This window comes from Streptomyces antibioticus (genome assembly GCF_002019855.1).
Classification (GTDB): Bacteria; Actinomycetota; Actinomycetes; order Streptomycetales; family Streptomycetaceae; genus Streptomyces; species Streptomyces antibioticus_B.
In genome coordinates this window covers 2,405,279-2,422,498 of the sequence record NZ_CM007717.1, presented here as the reverse complement: position 1 = coordinate 2,422,498, position 17,220 = coordinate 2,405,279, and the positions used below count along the sequence as shown (strand labels likewise).

At 73.3% G+C, this 17,220-nt stretch carries 20 protein-coding genes; 14 read left to right on the top strand and 6 right to left on the bottom strand.

Annotated elements, in window-relative coordinates:
* Positions 1 to 98 precede the first annotated feature (98 nt).
* Positions 99 to 263 (bottom strand): hypothetical protein, encoded by a 165-nt coding sequence (locus tag AFM16_RS39330; RefSeq protein ID WP_167797175.1) that lies wholly within the window; start codon positions 261 to 263, stop codon positions 99 to 101.
* A gap of 224 nt (positions 264 to 487) precedes the next feature.
* Here AFM16_RS39330 and AFM16_RS10810 point away from each other — a divergent pair, with 224 nt between their 5' ends.
* The 4 genes from AFM16_RS10810 to AFM16_RS10795 all read left to right on the top strand — a co-directional run bounded on the left by AFM16_RS10810 (position 488) and on the right by AFM16_RS10795 (position 4,395).
* The gene (locus tag AFM16_RS10810; RefSeq protein ID WP_030794073.1) at positions 488 to 1,708 is read left to right on the top strand and encodes an NYN domain-containing protein; all 1,221 of its coding nucleotides are present in this window, start codon (positions 488 to 490) and stop codon (positions 1,706 to 1,708) included.
* Positions 1,709 to 1,815: 107 nt separating this feature from the next.
* Positions 1,816 to 2,790, top strand: coding sequence for an ABC transporter ATP-binding protein (locus AFM16_RS10805; RefSeq protein WP_078633168.1), 975 nt, complete (start codon positions 1,816 to 1,818; stop codon positions 2,788 to 2,790).
* Positions 2,791 to 2,855: 65 nt separating this feature from the next.
* The gene (locus AFM16_RS10800; protein ID WP_030794066.1) at positions 2,856 to 3,680 is read left to right on the top strand and encodes an ABC transporter permease; all 825 of its coding nucleotides are present in this window, start codon (positions 2,856 to 2,858) and stop codon (positions 3,678 to 3,680) included.
* A gap of 34 nt (positions 3,681 to 3,714) precedes the next feature.
* Positions 3,715 to 4,395, top strand: coding sequence for a hypothetical protein (locus AFM16_RS10795; RefSeq protein ID WP_030794064.1), 681 nt, complete (start codon positions 3,715 to 3,717; stop codon positions 4,393 to 4,395).
* A gap of 90 nt (positions 4,396 to 4,485) precedes the next feature.
* On the opposite strand, the gene ybaK is transcribed toward AFM16_RS10795, so the two are convergent.
* The 4 genes from ybaK to AFM16_RS10775 all read right to left on the bottom strand — a co-directional run bounded on the left by ybaK (position 4,486) and on the right by AFM16_RS10775 (position 8,612).
* Positions 4,486 to 5,004, bottom strand: coding sequence for a Cys-tRNA(Pro) deacylase (ybaK, locus tag AFM16_RS10790; RefSeq protein WP_078633167.1), 519 nt, complete (start codon positions 5,002 to 5,004; stop codon positions 4,486 to 4,488).
* Positions 5,005 to 5,055: 51 nt separating this feature from the next.
* A complete protein-coding gene (locus AFM16_RS10785; RefSeq protein ID WP_078633166.1) occupies positions 5,056 to 5,796 on the bottom strand; it encodes an LON peptidase substrate-binding domain-containing protein in 741 nt (246 codons plus the stop codon).
* An 11-nt stretch (positions 5,797 to 5,807) separates the two neighbouring features.
* Positions 5,808 to 6,866, bottom strand: coding sequence for a hypothetical protein (locus AFM16_RS10780; RefSeq protein WP_078633165.1), 1,059 nt, complete (start codon positions 6,864 to 6,866; stop codon positions 5,808 to 5,810).
* Between the two features lie 147 nt (positions 6,867 to 7,013).
* Positions 7,014 to 8,612 (bottom strand): oxidoreductase, encoded by a 1,599-nt coding sequence (locus tag AFM16_RS10775; protein WP_030794052.1) that lies wholly within the window; start codon positions 8,610 to 8,612, stop codon positions 7,014 to 7,016.
* Positions 8,613 to 8,788: 176 nt separating this feature from the next.
* Here AFM16_RS10775 and hisD point away from each other — a divergent pair, with 176 nt between their 5' ends.
* From hisD to hisF, 8 genes are read left to right on the top strand one after another with little or no spacing between them, the layout of a single operon-like run.
* The gene (hisD, locus tag AFM16_RS10770) at positions 8,789 to 10,114 is read left to right on the top strand and encodes a histidinol dehydrogenase (RefSeq protein ID WP_030794049.1); all 1,326 of its coding nucleotides are present in this window, start codon (positions 8,789 to 8,791) and stop codon (positions 10,112 to 10,114) included.
* On the top strand, positions 10,111 to 11,217 hold the full coding sequence (locus AFM16_RS10765) for a histidinol-phosphate transaminase (protein WP_030794046.1): 1,107 nt from the start codon (positions 10,111 to 10,113) through the stop codon (positions 11,215 to 11,217). Before hisD ends, AFM16_RS10765 begins: the two co-directional genes overlap by 4 nt.
* Positions 11,214 to 11,807 (top strand): imidazoleglycerol-phosphate dehydratase HisB, encoded by a 594-nt coding sequence (gene hisB, locus AFM16_RS10760; RefSeq protein WP_030794043.1) that lies wholly within the window; start codon positions 11,214 to 11,216, stop codon positions 11,805 to 11,807. Before AFM16_RS10765 ends, hisB begins: the two co-directional genes overlap by 4 nt.
* On the top strand, positions 11,804 to 11,968 hold the full coding sequence (locus AFM16_RS39325) for a CG2302 family histidine operon protein (RefSeq protein ID WP_030794040.1): 165 nt from the start codon (positions 11,804 to 11,806) through the stop codon (positions 11,966 to 11,968). The genes hisB and AFM16_RS39325 overlap by 4 nt, the downstream gene beginning before the upstream one ends.
* Complete coding sequence (hisH, locus tag AFM16_RS10755; RefSeq protein WP_370628029.1) at positions 11,965 to 12,618, top strand: imidazole glycerol phosphate synthase subunit HisH; 654 nt, start codon at positions 11,965 to 11,967, stop codon at positions 12,616 to 12,618. The genes AFM16_RS39325 and hisH overlap by 4 nt, the downstream gene beginning before the upstream one ends.
* Positions 12,615 to 13,340 (top strand): bifunctional 1-(5-phosphoribosyl)-5-((5-phosphoribosylamino)methylideneamino)imidazole-4-carboxamide isomerase/phosphoribosylanthranilate isomerase PriA, encoded by a 726-nt coding sequence (priA, locus tag AFM16_RS10750; protein ID WP_030794034.1) that lies wholly within the window; start codon positions 12,615 to 12,617, stop codon positions 13,338 to 13,340. Before hisH ends, priA begins: the two co-directional genes overlap by 4 nt.
* Positions 13,337 to 13,735: a RidA family protein gene (locus AFM16_RS10745; RefSeq protein WP_030794032.1), complete on the top strand. Its 399-nt coding sequence runs from the start codon at positions 13,337 to 13,339 to the stop codon at positions 13,733 to 13,735. Before priA ends, AFM16_RS10745 begins: the two co-directional genes overlap by 4 nt.
* A complete protein-coding gene (hisF, locus tag AFM16_RS10740; protein WP_078633164.1) occupies positions 13,732 to 14,487 on the top strand; it encodes an imidazole glycerol phosphate synthase subunit HisF in 756 nt (251 codons plus the stop codon). The genes AFM16_RS10745 and hisF overlap by 4 nt, the downstream gene beginning before the upstream one ends.
* Before the next feature lie 19 nt (positions 14,488 to 14,506).
* On the opposite strand, the gene AFM16_RS10735 is transcribed toward hisF, so the two are convergent.
* Positions 14,507 to 15,142, bottom strand: a complete 636-nt coding sequence (locus AFM16_RS10735) for a TIGR03085 family metal-binding protein (RefSeq protein WP_030794027.1) — start codon at positions 15,140 to 15,142, stop codon at positions 14,507 to 14,509.
* A gap of 113 nt (positions 15,143 to 15,255) precedes the next feature.
* On the opposite strand from AFM16_RS10735, the gene hisI reads away from it, so the two are divergent.
* A complete protein-coding gene (hisI, locus tag AFM16_RS10730) occupies positions 15,256 to 15,648 on the top strand; it encodes a phosphoribosyl-AMP cyclohydrolase (RefSeq protein WP_078633163.1) in 393 nt (130 codons plus the stop codon).
* 10 nt (positions 15,649 to 15,658) lie between these two features.
* Positions 15,659 to 17,188, top strand: coding sequence for an anthranilate synthase component I (locus AFM16_RS10725; RefSeq protein WP_078633162.1), 1,530 nt, complete (start codon positions 15,659 to 15,661; stop codon positions 17,186 to 17,188).
* Positions 17,189 to 17,220: the final 32 nt, after the last annotated feature.

Here is a 17,220-nt window from a genome sequence, read left to right as displayed (position 1 = left end):
CCCCTCCGCCGTCCACCCGCCGTCATCACCGAGGGGCGCATCCGGTCATGGATGCGCCCCTCGGTGTGCCTGGGCTGCAACAGCCCGTCGGCCGTACGTCAGTTGTGGCCGAACCTCTTCTGCCGGCCCTTGCGGGCGACGTCCGCGGGCGTCACCTGGGAGAGCCGCTGCTCGGCCTGGTCCTGCATCGAGGACTGCTGTGCCTGCTGCTGACCACGTTCGGACTGCGGCTGTTTACGGTCCTGCTTCTTGTTCTTGGCCATGGGGATCTGCCTCCTGCGGGGGATGTAGGGACCAGGGCCGGGACCAGATTCACATACGCTGACCTAAGGTGCATGTCGGATAATTACCGTCTGTGACAGGGGTTCTCGGAGCGCACCGGCCCGAAACGCCACGCCGAAGATCGAGTTCGGGCCGTTAACCTCCGCGCGGTCGGGCAGACTCGAAGGAAGCCCGAAGCAAACCTCCCGGGAAGAGGGTGAGTCGTGTGGACCGCTGCATCGTCCTGGTGGACGCCGGGTATCTGCTGGGGGCCGCCGCGAGTCTCCTCGCCGGGGAACCCTCGCGCTCCCGCATCACCGTCGACCACTCCGCCCTCGTCCAGGGCCTGCGCGAACAGGCCGAGTCCGACACCGAACGGCCGCTGCTGCGCATCTACTGGTTCGACGGCGCCCCCGACCGCGTCCCCCAGCCCGAGCACCGCCGGCTGCGCGTGATGCCCCGGGTCACCGTCCGCCTCGGCGCCCTGACCCGCAGCGACGGCCGCTGGGCCCAGAAGGGCGTGGACGCCGCGATGCACGCCGAACTCACCGAACTCGCCCGCAACCGCGCCTGCTCCGACGTCGTCCTCGTCACCGGCGACGGCGATCTGCTGCCCGGCATGATGGCCGCCAAGGAGCACGGCGTCGCCGTCCACCTGTGGGCCGTCCAGGCCGCCGACGGCGACTACAACCAGTCCGAGGACCTCGTCGCCGAGGCCGACGAACGACGCGTCCTGGACCGCACCTGGATCACCAAGGCCGTCCGCGCCAAGGAACTCGGCGGGGTGTGCGCGCCGCCGCCCGTGCCCCGGCCCGAGATCGCCGCGATCCTCTCCGCGCCGCTGCCCGACACCGGCCTCGCCCCCGGCCCCGACCGCGGCGCCGAGGAGGGCGACCACGCCGCCGGCGCGCCCCGCTCCGAGCACGGCACGCCCGAGCGCGCCCCCACCGCCAAGGGCGTACCGACCCCCAAGGACCTGGCCGCCCTGCGCGCCCCCGGCGCCCACCCCGCCCCGCACCCCTCGACCGCCACCCTGCGCTGGTCCTCCGACAAGGGCTGGGTCGACCGGCCCGGCACCGCGGCCGAACCGCCCGAGGTCGCCTCGATGCCCACCCTCGCCCAGCTCACCACCGCCGAGCAGCGCTGGGCCGACCGCGAGGAGGACATCACCACCGTCGGCGGCGACCCCTTCGAGGTCGGACAGGTCTTCGCCCGGCGGTGGATGGGACGCCTGGGCGACCAGAGCCACTTCCAGAAGCTGTCCGGCATGTACCCGCGCATCCCGCACCGCATCGACGGCGAGCTGCTGCGCTACGCCGCCCGCTTCGGCCTGCTCGCCCACAAGGACGACCAGATCGACGAACACGACCGTTACGCCATCCGGGCGGGCTTCTGGCGCGAGATCGACGTCCGCACCGCCGCCGAGCACGCCCCCGCGGGGGACTGAACCGGGCATCCGGGCCGACCCGACCGCGAGCGGACCTCCCCGACCCCTTAGGCTCGTCCCTTGTGAGTACGCGCGCGGCAACGGCAATCCGGCACAGGGACGAGGTCGTGTGTGCCGTACGCGGGCTGACCAAGACCTACCCGGCCGTCCGCGGCCGCCGGGGCGCCCCCGCCACCCCCGAGGTCCGGGCCACCGACGACGTGGGGCTCGACATCCGGCGCGGCGAGATCTTCGGACTGCTCGGGCCGAACGGCGCCGGCAAGTCCACCCTCGTCCGCCAGCTCACCGGGCTGATGCGGCCCGACACCGGCAGCGTGGAGATCCTCGGGCACGACATCGTGCGCCACCCCGAACGGGCCGCCCGGATCCTCGCCTACCTGGGCCAGGAGTCCAGCGCCCTGGACGAACTCACCGTCTCCCTCGCCGCCGAGACCACCGGACGGCTGCGCGGCCTCCCCGTCCGCGAGGCCCGCCGGGAACGCGACGCCGTCCTCGACGAACTGGGGCTCACCCCGCTCGCCGGACGGCCGCTGCGCAAGCTCTCCGGCGGACAGCGCCGGCTGGCCTGCTTCGCGACCGCGCTCGTCGGGGAACGGCCGCTGCTCGTCCTGGACGAACCGACGACCGGGATGGACCCGGTGGCGCGGCGCGCCGTCTGGGGCGCCGTGGACCGGCGGCGCGCCGAACGCGGCACGACCGTCCTGCTCGTCACCCACAACGTCATCGAGGCCGAGACCGTCCTCGACCGGGTCGCCGTCCTCGACAAGGGCCGGGTCATCGCCTGCGACACGCCCTCAGGACTCAAGGAACAGGTGGCCGGCGAGGTCCGGGTGGAACTGGTGTGGCGGGAACGGGCACCGCTGGACGTGCCCGAGGTCGCCGCGCTGCGCGAGCGGGCGCAGGAGTCGGGGCGCCGCTGGACCCTGCGGCTGGGCCCCGACGAGGCACGCGCGGTCGTCGCCACCGTCACCGGCGGCGCGGCCTTCGCCGCCCTCGACGACTTCACCCTGGCCACCCCCAGCCTGGAGGACGTCTACCTGGCGCTGGGCGGGGCGGCACGCGCGGGGCTGGTGCGGACGTGAGCGCGGAGGTCTTCGGGTCCGTATGGGACGGCAGAGAGAGCCGTAGGGAAGAGGAGCAGCGCCACGTGAGTGTCGTACCCGCCGAGGTTCTGCCGGGCAGCGCCCGGGCCGTCGCGCAGCCGCCGGTGCGCGCCGCGGCCGAGCTGGCGCCGCGCGCGCGGCTGTGGCCGTCGCTGGTGGCCGTCTACCGCGCGCAGCTCTCCCGGGCCCGGGTGGCGCGGATCCCGCTGCTGTTCGTGGCGACCTTCCAGTCGGTCGGCATCCTGATCATGATGCGGGGCGTGGTGGACGGCGGCCGCGAGGCCGAGGCGGTCGTCGCCGGGTCCGCCGTGCTCGTCGTCGCCTTCGTCGCGCTGAACCTGCTCGCCCAGTACTTCGGGCAGCTCCGGGCCAGCGGCGGCCTCGACCACTACGCCACCCTGCCGGTGCCGCCCGCCGCCGTGGTGCTCGGCGCGGCGGGCGCCTACGCCTCCTTCACCGTGCCCGGGACCCTGGTCACCGCGGTCTTCGGCTGTGTGCTGTTCGGGCTGCCGCTGACCCATCTGTGGATCCTCGCCGCCGTGATCCCGCTCGCGGGCGCCGCGCTGTCCGGACTCGGGGCGGCCTTCGGGCTGCTGGCGCCCCGGCCGGAGCTGGCCACCGTGCTCGGCCAGCTCGGCATGTCCGCGGCCCTGCTGCTCGGCGTGCTGCCGCCGGACCGGATGCCGGAGGCGGTGCGCTTCACCCGCGACCTGCTGCCGTCGACGTACGGCGTCGAAGCCTTCGCCCGGACCTTCGGGCCGGATCCCGACTGGGCGTTCGTCCTCGGGGACCTCGCCGTCTGCGCGGGCGTCGGGGTCGTCTCGCTGGCCGTCGCCACCTGGGCGTACCGGCGGGCCGCCGTCCGATGACGCGCCGCGCGGCCCGGCCTGGCACGATGTCATGGTGACCGCACCGCTGACTCCGCCCCCGCCGCCGCACGAGCCCTCCTCGCAGGACGCCTGGCCGCCGCCGGGCGGGTACGCGCGCGTGGGGGCCGTGCCCCCCGTCTCCCCGTACGGACAGGACGGGCCCGGGATGAAGACCGAACTGCGCGAAGCCGCCCTGATCACCCTCGCCGTCGCCCTGTCCGGGGCGCTGCTCGGTGTGCTGTGGGAGTGGCTGACGCCGAAGGTGCCGCTCGTCGGTGACGTGGTGAACGGCGGCTGGGTGGTCTACCTCAAGGACACCGAGGGCGAGCAGGCCGTCGGGGTGGACGGCACGTTCACCCTGCTGGCGCTGGGCTTCGGGGCGGTGAGCGCGGCGGCGGTGTTCCTGTGGCGGCGGCGCGGGGGTGTGCCGCTGGTGGTGGCGCTGGCCGTGGGCGGGCTGCTGGGGTCGGTGCTGGCGTGGCGGTTCGGGCTGTGGCTCGGGCCCGGGTCGGACGTGATCGCGCGGGCGCGGGCGGCGGGGGAGGGGGTCACGTTCTCCGCGCCGCTGAAGTTGGGGGCGAGGGGGGCGTTGCTGGCGTGGTCGTTGGCGGCGGTGGTGGTGCATCTGGGGTTGACGGCGTTGTTCGGGCCGCGGGATCCGGATCCGTTTGCGCCGGCGGTGCCCAAGGACGGGTACGGGGCGCCGTTGCAGTAGGGGTGGTTTTTCGCCCCCGCCGCCCCTTCCCGTCCCGTCCCTGGGGGCTGTGCCCCCAGACCCCCCTTCGGCCCTGGACGGGCCTCGTCCTCAAACGCCGGACGGGCTGGTTGTGCGGGCGATGGGGGCCATGGTTGCCGTCGTCAGGTGTGCCAGGTCCTTCGGGGCCAGTTCCACCTCCAGGCCGCGGCGGCCCGCCGAGACGCAGATCGTGGGGTGGGTCGTCGCCGAGGTGTCCAGGACCGTGGGGAGCTTTTTGCGCTGGCCCAGGGGGGAGATGCCGCCGCGGACGTAGCCGGTGGTGCGTTCGGCCAGGGTGGGGTCGGCCATGGCCGCCTTCTTGCCGCCGACCGCCGACGCCAGCGCCTTCAGGTCCAGCGAGCCCGCCACCGGGACGACGGCGACGGTCAGGGTGCCGTCCACGTCCGCGACCAGGGTCTTGAAGACCCGGTCGGGGGAGACGCCCATCGCCTCGGCCGCCTCCTCGCCGTAGGACGGATGGCCCGGGTCGTGGTCGTAGGCGTGGACGGTGAAGTCCACGCCCGCCGAGGTCAGGGCCACGGTCGCGGGCGTGCCGCCGGGCTGCTGCTTCTTGGATTTCTTCGCCATGCGGTGCCTTCTCGCCTTCTCGCCTTCTCGGTCCAGGCTTCGGTTCCGGCTTCAGTTCAGGCTCGTCGGCCCGCGGGTCAGGTCCGCCGCGGGCAGCGAGGGCAGATTGCGCAGGATCGCCGTCTCCGCGCGCAGGAGCGTCAGCTCGTCCCGCAGTCGGGAGGCCGTGTCCGGGGCCTGGAGGAGCCGCTGCTTGGTGGGGGTGTCCAGCATCATCGCGGCGGCCACCAGGTACGACACCACCGACGGGTCGTCCGGGAGGTCGGCGCCGGTCGCCAGCGAGCGTTCCCGGGCGCCCGCCAGGCGCTTCTGGTACTGGCGGAAGGCCCGCAGCACCCCCTCCGCGAGGGCGCCCGCCTCGTCGCCCGGCGCCTCCGGGAGTTCCTCCAGCTCGGCCGTCAGGAACGGTCCCGAGGAGTCCACGGACAGCAGCCGGACCCGGGTCGTGCCGGTCGCCAGCACCTCGAAGGTGCCGTCGGCCCGTTCCCGGATGGTCGCCGCGTCGGCCACGCAGGCGGTGCCGTGGAACGTCTTGAGCGGGTCGTCGCCGAAGCCGGCCGCCGGGCCGCGCTCCGGCAGCGCGGTCGGGTCCGGCATCCCCGGCGCGGCCGGCGCCACCTCGTGACCGTCGCGGATCGCCACGACGGCGAACCGGCGCGGTTCCTCCTCGGGGGTCTTCAGCAGGTCGCGCATCATGGCGCGATAGCGCTCCTCGAAGACGTTCAACGGAAGCACCAACCCCGGGAACAGCACCGAGTTCAGGGGGAAGAGCGGCAGACGGACGGTGGTCACGGCGTAGAAGCCTAGTGGTCCTCGGAGTGCGCCCGGTCGCCGTGACCGACCCGCGGACGCGGCGGGGGCTGCGCGGACGGCGTCCAGCGGCCCGAGCGCACCTCCTCGCGCACCGCCAGGAAGTGCCCCAGCGGATCGTCCGACAGCCGGCTCCAGGGGAAGGACGTGGCGTACGGGCCGATCAGCCGCAGTTGGACGAGGGCGTCCTCGCGGCGGTGCAGCCGGACCAGGACGTACACAAGCAGATTGCGGATCTCGGCCGGCCAGGGGTCGACCGCCGGGAAGCGCGCGGAGAGCGCGATCGCCCGGTCGGCCGCCGCGTCCAGCCGGTCCCGGGGCACGTCGGGGCCGCAGCCGTCGGTCAGATAGGCGAAGGCCGCCCGCACCGGCAGGGCCTGGACCAGGGAGCCGGCCGGGGCGTCCTGCGCGGCCCGGTCGGCGAAGTCGAAGCACTCGCGGTGCGAGCCGTGCCAGGACTGGGCCAGATAGCGCTTGGCGGCCACATGGCAGCCGTAGTGGTGCGGGGCGCGCCGCACCGCCGCCTCCCACAGCTCGCCGAAGTACTTGTGCCCGGCGCGGCTGCCGCGGGCGTGGTCCAGGGCGATCCGCCACGGCACCGGGTCGCGGACGTCGCTGCCCGCGGCCGCGGTGATCAGCGGGCTCACCTCGCGCAGCAGCTCGGCCCGGGCGGGCGAGCGCCAGGCGTGGTCCACCGCGCGCTGGGCGGTCAGCAGCAGCACGTCCGGATCGCGGGGCGCGGCGGCCCGCCAGGTCTCCAGCCACTCCGGGCGGGAGCGGGCGAAGGACGCCAGACGGGTCACGTACCGGTCCCGGTACTCCCACTCGGCCCGCTCCCGGGTACGGGCCAGCAGCCGGGCGGCGGGCTCGTAGGCGTCCCGCGCGGCCGCGACCAGCACCGGGCCGAGCCGGTCGTCGGGCACGTCGAGCAGCACCTCGTCGTCGGCGGGGAGCCCATCGGCGGCGCGGCGGGGGGCGGTGGCGTTCCGGGCCGTCCGGCTGAGCCGGGGGGCGCGGATGAACGGGGGCAGCAGAGCCATGGTGCCGACCATTGAAAGCCGCAGGTGGGGGTTGCGCCAGAGGGCAACGGGAACCTGCGGAAAGTTGTACGGCGGAAGGTCAAGGACCGGTAAAAGTGAGCGGGCGGCGACTGTGGGTGAAAACCGCAGGTCCACGCGCTCTTGCGTGCACAGCCCCGTTCAGTCCCGCCGCAGCGTCCGCGTCGCCCCCGTCGCCACCGTCGTCGCCAGGATCCAGCCGAGCAGGATCAGCGCCGTCGCCAGCCACTGCCAGCCCCCGGTCAGCCGCCACTGGTTGGCCTGGCCCAGGTCGATCACCGGCAGCAGCAGATCGAGCGCGAACAGCGTCGGGTTCCACTGCGGATGCCCCTCGCGGCTCACCGGCGGCGGCGCGGAGTGCGTGAAGGCCACCGAGCCGGCCGCCCACAGCAGCGCCATCCACACCGCCGCCCGCCCCGGCCGGTACCCGTAGGCCACCGTCCAGTCCTGCGCGTACCCCCAGAACTTCGCGGCCGGCGGCAGCGTCTCGCGGCGCCGGCGCTGCTTGGCGAGCAGTACCTCGCGGGCGTCCTCGTCCTCCCCGCCGTTGCGCAGCACGGTCGCCAGCCGCTCGTACGGCTCCGGCGCGTACTCGGCGGTCGACGCGGCCACCCAGCTCAGCCGCTCGGCCAGCGGGAAGGGTCCCTGCGGCACCAGGTTCTCGTACGCGAAACCGCCCATGTGCAGATTGCCCGGGCCCGGCCAGGCGCTCGCCCGGTCCACCAGGGTGACCACCCGGGCGCCGGACAGCACCACCTTGCCGCGCGGCGGCCGCTCCCCGAGGAAGCGCAGCTCGGGCGTCTGCACCCGGCGCAGCGACAGCTCCTGCTCGTCGGTGAGGACGAACCGGGCCCGCTCCAGGTCGACGGCGTCCCCGAACCGCCCGTCGTCCAGGCGCAGCCCGCCCCGGCACTCGAACCGCTGGATGCGCGTCCCGCGCGCGGGCGTCGCCCCGCTCAGCGCCTGCCCGCCGACCCCGGCCGGGGTCAGATACAGCGAGCGCTCCACCGTCATCTGGGGCGCGTTCAGCGCCAGCCGGGTGTACGGGTTGGCCAGCCGCGCGCCGCGCAGACTCAGCGACACGCCGATCTTGGCGCTGCGCAGGCTCAGTTCGCCGTGCGACTCCAGCATCTCGGCCTGGAGGTCCTGGCCGACCGTCATCCCGTCGGCGGCGATCGAGCGGCCGGTCCGGTCGCGGTAGACGATCGCCTGGTTGAGCAGCAGGTCCGTGCCGATGTGCGCGTCGGTGAGCCGCACGCCGTTGTGGAAGCGGCAGCGCGGCAGATGCAGATCGCCCTCGGTGTGCACCCGGGCCGCCTCCAGACGCGGCACCGAGCAGTCCACCATCCGCACGGTCGTGAACCGCGCCTCCGGCAGCAGCACGTCCCGGTCGAACCGGCAGCGCTTCATCTCCACGTACGGCACCACGGTGCCGCCCGCCAGGTCCAGGCTGTCGCTGATCCGCACGCCGACCAGCTTCAGCGAGGCCACCCGGCCGTCCAGCGCGGGCGGCCCGTCCAGCAGCAGCCAGGCCACGATCCGCGCCCGCACCGTGCGCTCGGGCCCCCAGGGGTGCCCGCCGTGCGGATCGTCGACGACCGAGTCGCCGTCGCTCAGGTCGTAGACGCTGCCGTTGCGGAACGCCTGCCACATCCCGGCCTCGGCCGCGGTCAGGTCGTCCGGCAGATCGCCGGCGCGGACGCCGTCCGTCCCGGCGGCCCCGTCGGTCCCACCCGTCATCCCCCGTCACCCCCTCGGTCACCGTCGGTCACTCGGGTCGCGCACAGCCGTTGTGCCCGCTGAGTGACCTCCCGAACGCAGGACGTGAAGGCGATCTTCCGGGTTCCGGCCACGTTCTGTATCAGCCATTGATACGCGCGGACGGTGCCCGATCCCGGTCTGAGAGAATTGACGGCGTGATCTCCCGAATCGATCTGCGCGGCGACGCCCTCCCCGAGGGACCCGCCCTGCGCGACCTGCTGCCCCGTGCCGACTTCGACGTCGCGGCCGCCCTGGAGAAGGTGCGTCCGATCTGCGAGGCCGTGCATCATCGGGGTGACGCGGCGCTGATCGACTTCGCGGAGAAGTTCGACGGCGTGAAGCTGGAGCAGGTCCGGGTGCCCGCCGAGGCCCTCGCCCGCGCCCTGGAGGAGCTGGACCCGGCCGTGCGCGCGGCCCTGGAGGAGTCGATCCGCCGCGCCCGCCTCGTGCACCGCGCCCAGCGCCGTACGACCCACACGACCCAGGTCGTGCCGGGCGGCAGCGTGACCGAGAAGTGGGTACCCGTCGACCGGGTCGGGCTGTACGCGCCCGGCGGCCGCTCGGTCTACCCGTCCTCCGTCGTGATGAACGTGGTGCCCGCCCAGGAGGCAGGCGTCCCGTCCGTCGCGCTCGCCTCCCCGGCCCAGGCCGAGTTCGGTGGCCTGCCGCACCCCACCATCCTCGCGGCCTGCGCCCTGCTGGGCGTCGACGAGGTGTACGCGGCCGGCGGCGCGACCGCCGTCGCGATGTTCGCCCACGGCACCGAGTCCTGCCCGCCCGCCAACATGGTCACCGGCCCCGGCAACATCTGGGTCGCCGCCGCCAAGCGCTACTACACCGGCCGGATCGGCATCGACGCCGAGGCGGGACCGACCGAGATCGCGATCCTGGCCGACGCCGGCGCCGACCCGGTGCACGTGGCGGCCGACCTGATCAGCCAGGCCGAGCACGACCCGCTCGCGGCGGCCGTCCTCGTCACCGACTCCGTCGAGCTGGCGGACGCGGTCGAGAAGGAGCTGGAACCGCAGATCGCGGCCACCCGGCACATCGACGACCGGATCGTCCCGGCGCTGAGCGGCCGGCAGTCCGCGATCGTCCTCGTCGACGGCGTCGAGGAGGGCCTGCGGGTGGTCGACGCGTACGGCGCCGAACACCTGGAGATCCAGACGGCCGACGCCGCCGCGGTGGCCGGCCGGGTGCGCAACGCGGGCGCGGTCTTCGTCGGCCCCTGGGCGCCCGTCTCCCTCGGCGACTACGCGGCCGGCTCCAACCACGTGCTGCCCACCGGCGGCTGCGCCTGCCACTCCTCCGGCCTGTCCGTCCAGTCCTTCCTGCGCGGCATCCACATCGTGGACTACACGCGGGACGCGCTCGCCGAGGTCGCGCACCACGTGGTGACCCTGGCGGAGGCGGAGGACCTGCCCGCGCACGGCGCGGCGATCAAGGCTCGATTCAGTTGGAAGGTTCCCGAGGGCAAGTGACCGGCATCGACGATCTCCCCGTACGGGACGAGCTGCGCGGCAAGTCCCCCTACGGCGCACCCCAGTTGGACGTCCCCGTCCGGCTGAACACCAACGAGAACCCCTACCCGCTGCCCGAGGCGCTGGTCGACCGGATCGCGGAGCGCGTCCGCGAGGCCGCCCGCAACCTCAACCGGTACCCGGACCGCGACGCCGTCGACCTGCGCACGCAGCTCGCCCGGTATCTCACGGACACCTCCGGGTACGAGGTCGGCCTCGCCAACGTCTGGGCCGCCAACGGCTCCAACGAGGTCCTCCAGCAGCTCCTCCAGACCTTCGGCGGCCCCGGCCGCACGGCGATCGGCTTCGAACCGTCGTACTCGATGCACGGGCTCATCGCGCGCGGCACCGGGACCGGCTGGATCTCCGGGCCGCGCCGCGAGGACTTCACCATCGACCTCGCGGCGGCCGAGCAGGCCATCGCCGAGCACCGCCCCGACGTCGTGTTCGTCACCACCCCCAACAACCCCACCGGCACCGCCGTCCCGGCCGAGACCGTCCTCGCGCTGTACGAGGCCGCGCAGGCCGCGCGGCCCTCGATGGTCGTCGTGGACGAGGCGTACATCGAGTTCAGCCACGGCGACTCGCTGCTGCCGCTGCTCGAAGGCCGGCCGCATCTCGTCGTCTCCCGGACCATGTCGAAGGCGTTCGGCGCGGCCGGCCTGCGCCTCGGCTACCTCGCCGCGCACCCGGCCGTCGTGGACGCCGTCCAGCTCGTCCGGCTGCCGTACCACCTCTCGGCCGTCACCCAGGCGACCGCGCTGGCCGCCCTGGAGCACACCGACACCCTGCTGAAGTACGTCGAGCAGCTCAAGTCGGAGCGCGACCGGCTGGTGGCCGAACTGCTCGCCGCCGGCTACGAGGTCACCGCCTCGGACGCCAACTTCGTCCAGTTCGGCCGCTTCGCCGACGCCCACGACGTGTGGCGGCGGATCCTCGACCGCGGCGTCCTGGTCCGGGACAACGGCGTGCCCGGTTGGCTGCGGGTCACCGCCGGAACCCCCGAAGAGAACGACGCGTTCCTCGACGCGGTGAGGGACTTGAAGAAGGAGCTTGACGCATGAGCCGCACAGGACGCGTGCAGCGCACCACGAAGGAGACCTCGGTCCTCGTCGAGATCGACCTCGACGGCACCGGCAAGACCGACATCGCCACCGGCGTCGGCTTCTACGACCACATGCTCGACCAGCTCGGCCGGCACGGCCTGTTCGACCTGAGCGTGAAGACCGACGGCGATCTGCACATCGACTCGCACCACACCATCGAGGACACCGCCCTCGCCCTCGGCGCCGCCTTCAAGCAGGCGCTCGGCGACAAGGTCGGCATCTACCGCTTCGGCAACTGCACGGTCCCGCTGGACGAGTCCCTCGCCCAGGTCACCGTCGACCTCTCCGGCCGCCCCTACCTCGTGCACACCGAGCCCGAGAAGATGGCGCCGATGATCGGCGAGTACGACACCACGATGACCCGGCACATCCTGGAGTCCTTCGTGGCCCAGGCCCAGATCGCGCTGCACGTGCACGTGCCCTACGGGCGCAACGCGCACCACATCGTGGAGTGCCAGTTCAAGGCGCTGGCCCGGGCCCTGCGCTACGCCAGCGAGCGCGACCCGCGCGCGGCCGGCATCCTCCCCTCCACGAAGGGCGCGCTGTGAACGGGCTGTCCACCCTGCTGATCGTCGTCGGGCTCTTCCTGGCCGGCGGCATCTACTCCTTCGTCAAGCAGGACATGCCCAGGAGCCTGGTCGTGCTGCTGTCGATCGGCTCCGGGATGTGTCTCGTCGCCGGTGTGATGCGGCTGGGGGTGTGGAGTTGAGCGCGGCCACCGGCACACCGAAGAAGGTCGTCGTCTTCGACTACGGCTTCGGCAACGTCCGCTCCGCCGAACGCGCCCTGGCCCGCACCGGCGCCGACGTCGAGATCACCCGTGACTTCGACGCGGCCATGAACGCCGACGGGCTGCTGGTCCCCGGCGTCGGCGCCTTCGCCGCCTGTATGCGCGGGCTGCGCGAGGCGCGCGGCGACTGGATCATCGACCGCCGGCTGTCCGGGGGCCGCCCGGTGATGGGGATCTGCGTCGGCATGCAGATCCTGTTCGCGCGGGGCATCGAGCACGGCGTGGAGACCGAGGGCCTCGACGAATGGCCCGGCACGGTCGGACCGCTCAAGGCCGAGATCGTCCCCCACATGGGCTGGAACACCGTGGACGCCCCGGCCGACTCCGAACTCTTCGCCGGACTGGACGCGGACGCGCGCTTCTACTTCGTGCACTCCTACGCCGTCCACGACTGGTCCCTGGAAGTGCACAACCCGTCGATGCGCGCCCCCCGGGTGACCTGGTCGACGCACGGCGAGCCCTTCGTGGCCGCCGTGGAGAACGGCGCCCTGTGGGCCACCCAGTTCCACCCCGAGAAGTCCGGCGACGCCGGAGCCCAGCTCCTCACCAACTGGATCGGAACCCTGTGAGCAAGCTCGAACTCCTCCCCGCCGTCGACGTCCGGGACGGCCAGGCCGTTCGTCTCGTGCACGGCGAGTCCGGCACGGAGACCTCGTACGGCTCCCCGCTGGAGGCGGCGCTGGCCTGGCAGCGGGCGGGCGCCGAGTGGCTGCACCTGGTCGACCTGGACGCCGCGTTCGGCACCGGCGACAACCGGTCGCTGGTCGCCGAGGTCACCCGGGCCATGGACATCAAGGTGGAACTGTCCGGCGGCATCCGCGACGACGCCACCCTGGCCGCCGCCCTCGCCACCGGCTGCACCCGCGTGAACCTCGGCACGGCCGCCCTGGAGACCCCCGAGTGGGTCGCCAAGGTCATCGCCGAGCACGGCGACAAGATCGCCGTCGGCCTGGACGTCCGGGGCACCACCCTGCGCGGCCGCGGCTGGACCCGGGACGGCGGCGACCTCTACGAGACGCTGGCCCGCCTGGACCAGGAGGGCTGCGCGCGCTACGTCGTCACCGACATCGCCAAGGACGGCACCCTCCAGGGCCCCAACCTGGAGCTGCTGAAGAACGTGTGCGCCGCCACCGACCGCCCGGTCGTGGCCTCCGGCGGCGTGTCGTCCCTCGACGACCTGCGCGCCCTCGCCGGTCTGGTCCCGCTCGGGGTCGAGGGCGCCATCGTCGGCAAGGCGCTGTACGCCAAGGCGTTCACCCTGGAAGAGGCGCTGTCGGCGGTGGCCCTGTGAGCGACGTACGCCGGGTGACGACGGGCGCGCCCTGGGAGGAGCAGTTCGGCTACTCCCGCGCGGTGGAGCTGCCGAACGGCCTGGTGCTGGTCGCCGGCTGCACCTCCGTCGTGGCCGGCGAGATCGCCGGGGGCGGCCCCTACGAGCAGACGGTCAACGCCTTCAACGTCGCGTTCTCGGCGCTGGACCAGCTCGGTCTCGGCCGCGACGACGTCGTCCGCACCCGCATGTACGTCACCCACGCGCGGGACGTGGACGAGGTCGGACGGGCCCACAAGGAGCTGTTCGACACCGTCCGGCCCGCCGCCACCATGATCATCATCTCCGGTCTCGTGGACCCCAGCCTGGTCGTCGAGGTCGAGGTCGAGGCCTACCGAGGAGGGTCCTCGTCATGACCCTGGCCGTACGAGTCATCCCCTGCCTGGACGTGGACGCCGGCCGCGTCGTCAAGGGCGTGAACTTCCAGAACCTGCGCGACGCCGGCGACCCCGTCGAGATGGCCAAGGTCTACGACGCCGAAGGCGCCGACGAGCTGACCTTCCTGGACATCACCGCCTCCTCCGGCAACCGCGAGACCACCTACGACGTGGTGCGCCGCACCGCCGAGCAGGTGTTCATCCCGCTGACCGTCGGCGGCGGCGTGCGCACCCCGGCGGACGTGGACAGGCTGCTGCGGGCGGGCGCCGACAAGGTGGGCGTCAACACCGCCGCGATCGCCCGGCCCGAGCTGATCCAGGAGATCGCCGAACGCTTCGGCAGCCAGGTCCTGGTGCTGTCGGTGGACGCCCGGCGCACCCCGTCCGGCGGCTTCGAGGTCACCACCCACGGCGGCCGCAAGGGCACCGGGATCGACGCGGTCGAATGGGCGCACCGGGCGGCCGAGCTGGGCGCCGGCGAGATACTGCTGAACTCGATGGACGCCGACGGCACCAAGGACGGCTACGACCTGGAGATGATCGCCGCCGTGCGCAAGCACGTCACGATCCCGGTGATCGCCTCCGGCGGCGCCGGCAAGCTCGCCGACTTCGCCCCGGCCGTCGGCGCCGGCGCCGACGCGGTCCTGGCCGCCTCCGTCTTCCACTTCGGCGACCTGCGCATCGGCCAGGTCAAGCAGGCCCTGGGAGAGGCCGGACACCCGGTGCGCTGAGCCGGACCCGGCCGGGCGCTCAGATCCCGAGCTGCCGGCCGTCGTGAAGCTTCTCCACGGCCTCCTTGTCGCCGTCCAGTTCCACCTGGGCGGCGCTCTGCCGGCCGTAGAGGAACAGCAGCAGCTCCGATGCCTCGCCGGTCACCGTCACCACCGGGGTGCCCCGGTTGGCGACCACCGTGCGGCCGTCCGCGCGGCGCAGCACCAGACCGGTCGGGGCGGAGCGGCCCATCAGCCGCGCGCTGCGCTCCAGCCGGCTCCACAGGGCGTCCTGGAAGACCGGGTCCAGCTCGCGCGGCGACCAGTCGCGCTGGGCGCGCCGGACGTCCTCGGTGTGCACATAGAACTCGATGGTGTTCGACATCTCCTCGACCTGCTTGAGCGCGAACGGCGAGAACCGCGGCGGACCGGTCCTGATGAGCTGGATCAGCTCCTCGTACGGCTTGGCGGCGAACTCCTCCATCACCCGGTCGAGCCGGGTCGCGAGCTGCTTGATCAGGATGCCCCCGGCCGCGTCCGGACGGCGCTCGCGCACCACCACGTGCGCGGCCAGATCCCGGGTCAGCCAGCCCTCGCACAGGGTCGGCGCCTCGGGACCGGCGGTCTCCAAGAGGTCGGCGAGCAGAAGCCGTTCACGCTTGGCGAAAGTCGACATGGAGTCAGCCTACGACCGCGTAACGACTCCGCCCACCCGTCGCCCGGCCGGCCGCCCTTTCCAGCCTCCGGACACCGGCCGTCACCGTCCGTGGCGCGCGGCACAATGGCCCCATGACCAGCACGCCCCCTCCCAGCAGCCTGGACCCCGCCATCGCCGCGCGCCTCAAGCGCAGCGCCGACGGGCTCGTCCCCGCCATCGCCCAGCAGTACGACACCGGAGAGGTGCTCATGCTGGGCTGGATGGACGACGAGGCGCTGCACCGCACCCTGACCACCGGCCGCTGCACCTACTGGTCGCGCAGCCGTCAGGAGTACTGGGTCAAGGGCGACACCTCCGGCCACTTCCAGTGGGTCAGGTCCGTCGCCCTCGACTGCGACGCCGACACCGTGCTGGTCAAGGTCGACCAGGTCGGCGCCGCCTGCCACACCGGCGCCCGCACCTGCTTCGACGCCGATGTCCTGATCGAGAACGCCGATTCCGGCGTGTCCGCCACGGATCAGTAAGGTCGCCGCCATGGACCTCGAGACGTTCCGCAAGCTGGCCGGCGACCGCCGTGTCATCCCGGTCACCCGCAAGCTGCTCGCCGACGGCGACACCCCGGTCGCGCTCTACCGCAAGCTCGCCGCCGAGCGGCCCGGCACCTTCCTCCTGGAGTCCGCGGAGAACGGCCGTTCGTGGTCCCGGTACTCCTTCGTCGGCGTCCGTTCCGCCGCCACCCTCACCGCCCGCGACGGCCGGGCGCACTGGCTGGGCACCCCGCCCGTCGGCGTCCCCGTCGACGGCGACCCGCTGGCCGCCCTGCGCGCCACCATCGAGGCCCTGCACACCCCCCACCAGGAGGACCTGCCGCCCTTCACCGGCGGCATGGTCGGCTACCTCGGCTACGACATCGTCCGCCGCCTGGAGAAGATCGGCCCCGGCGACCACGACGACCTGCGGCTGCCCGAGCTGACCATGCTCCTGACCAGCGACCTCGCCGTCATGGACCACTGGGAGGGCTCCGTCCTGCTGATCGCCAACGCGATCAACCACAACGACCTCGACACCGGCGTCGACGAGGCGTACGCGGACGCCGTGGCCCGGCTGGACGCCATGGAGGCCGACCTCTCCCGCCCGGTGGCCCAGCCGCCCGCCGTCCTGCCGCCCTCCGAACTGCCCGAGTACACCGCCCGCTGGGGCGGCCCGGACTTCCAGCGGGCCGTCGAGGACATCAAGGAGCGCATCCGCGCGGGCGAGGCGTTCCAGGTGGTCCCCTCGCAGCGCTTCGAGACGCCCTGCACGGCGAGCGCGCTGGACGTCTACCGGGTGCTGCGGGCCACCAACCCCTCGCCGTACATGTATCTGTTCCGCTTCGACGGCTTCGACGTCGTGGGCTCCTCCCCGGAGGCCCTGGTCAAGGTCGAGGACGGCCGGGCCATGGTCCACCCCATCGCCGGCACCCGGCACCGCGGCACCACCCCGCAGGAGGACCAGGCCCTCGCCGACGAACTGCTCGCCGACCCCAAGGAGCGCGCCGAGCACCTGATGCTCGTCGACCTCGGCCGCAACGACCTCGGGCGGGTCTGCGAACCGGGCTCCGTCGAGGTCGTCGACTTCATGTCCGTCGAGCGGTACTCGCACGTCATGCACATCGTCTCCACCGTCACCGGCAAGGTCGCCCCCGGCCGCACCGCCTTCGACGTCCTCACCGCCTGCTTCCCGGCCGGCACCCTCTCCGGCGCTCCCAAGCCCCGCGCCATGCAGATCATCGACGCACTCGAACCCGCCCGCCGCGGCCTGTACGGCGGCTGCGTCGGCTATCTCGACTTCGCCGGCGACTCCGACACCGCCATCGCCATCCGGACGGCCCTGCTGCGCGACGGCACCGCCTACGTCCAGGCCGGCGCGGGCGTCGTCGCCGACTCCGACCCGGCCGCCGAGGACCAGGAGTGCCGCAACAAGGCCGCCGCCGTGCTGCGCGCCGTCCACACGGCGAACCGGCTCGGCACCCGGAGCACCACCGCGCCCGGCACCGCGGCCGCCACCCCGGGCGGCGGAAAATAGGGCGCGTCTCACGTCGGCCCCGGGTGACGGTT

Excerpts from the sequence above, each read along its gene's own strand:
- AFM16_RS39330 (WP_167797175.1), bottom strand. The coding sequence starts at position 263 with ATGGCCAAGAACAAGAAGCAGGACCGTAAACAGCCGCAGTCCGAACGT.
- ybaK (WP_078633167.1), bottom strand. The coding sequence starts at position 5,004 with ATGGCGAAGAAATCCAAGAAGCAGCAGCCCGGCGGCACGCCCGCGACC.
- AFM16_RS10780 (WP_078633165.1), bottom strand. The coding sequence starts at position 6,866 with ATGGTCGGCACCATGGCTCTGCTGCCCCCGTTCATCCGCGCCCCCCGG.
- AFM16_RS10775 (WP_030794052.1), bottom strand. The coding sequence starts at position 8,612 with ATGACGGGTGGGACCGACGGGGCCGCCGGGACGGACGGCGTCCGCGCC.
- hisB (WP_030794043.1), top strand. The coding sequence starts at position 11,214 with ATGAGCCGCACAGGACGCGTGCAGCGCACCACGAAGGAGACCTCGGTC.
- hisF (WP_078633164.1), top strand. The coding sequence starts at position 13,732 with ATGACCCTGGCCGTACGAGTCATCCCCTGCCTGGACGTGGACGCCGGC.
- AFM16_RS10735 (WP_030794027.1), bottom strand. The coding sequence starts at position 15,142 with ATGTCGACTTTCGCCAAGCGTGAACGGCTTCTGCTCGCCGACCTCTTG.
- hisI (WP_078633163.1), top strand. The coding sequence starts at position 15,256 with ATGACCAGCACGCCCCCTCCCAGCAGCCTGGACCCCGCCATCGCCGCG.
- AFM16_RS10725 (WP_078633162.1), top strand. The coding sequence starts at position 15,659 with ATGGACCTCGAGACGTTCCGCAAGCTGGCCGGCGACCGCCGTGTCATC.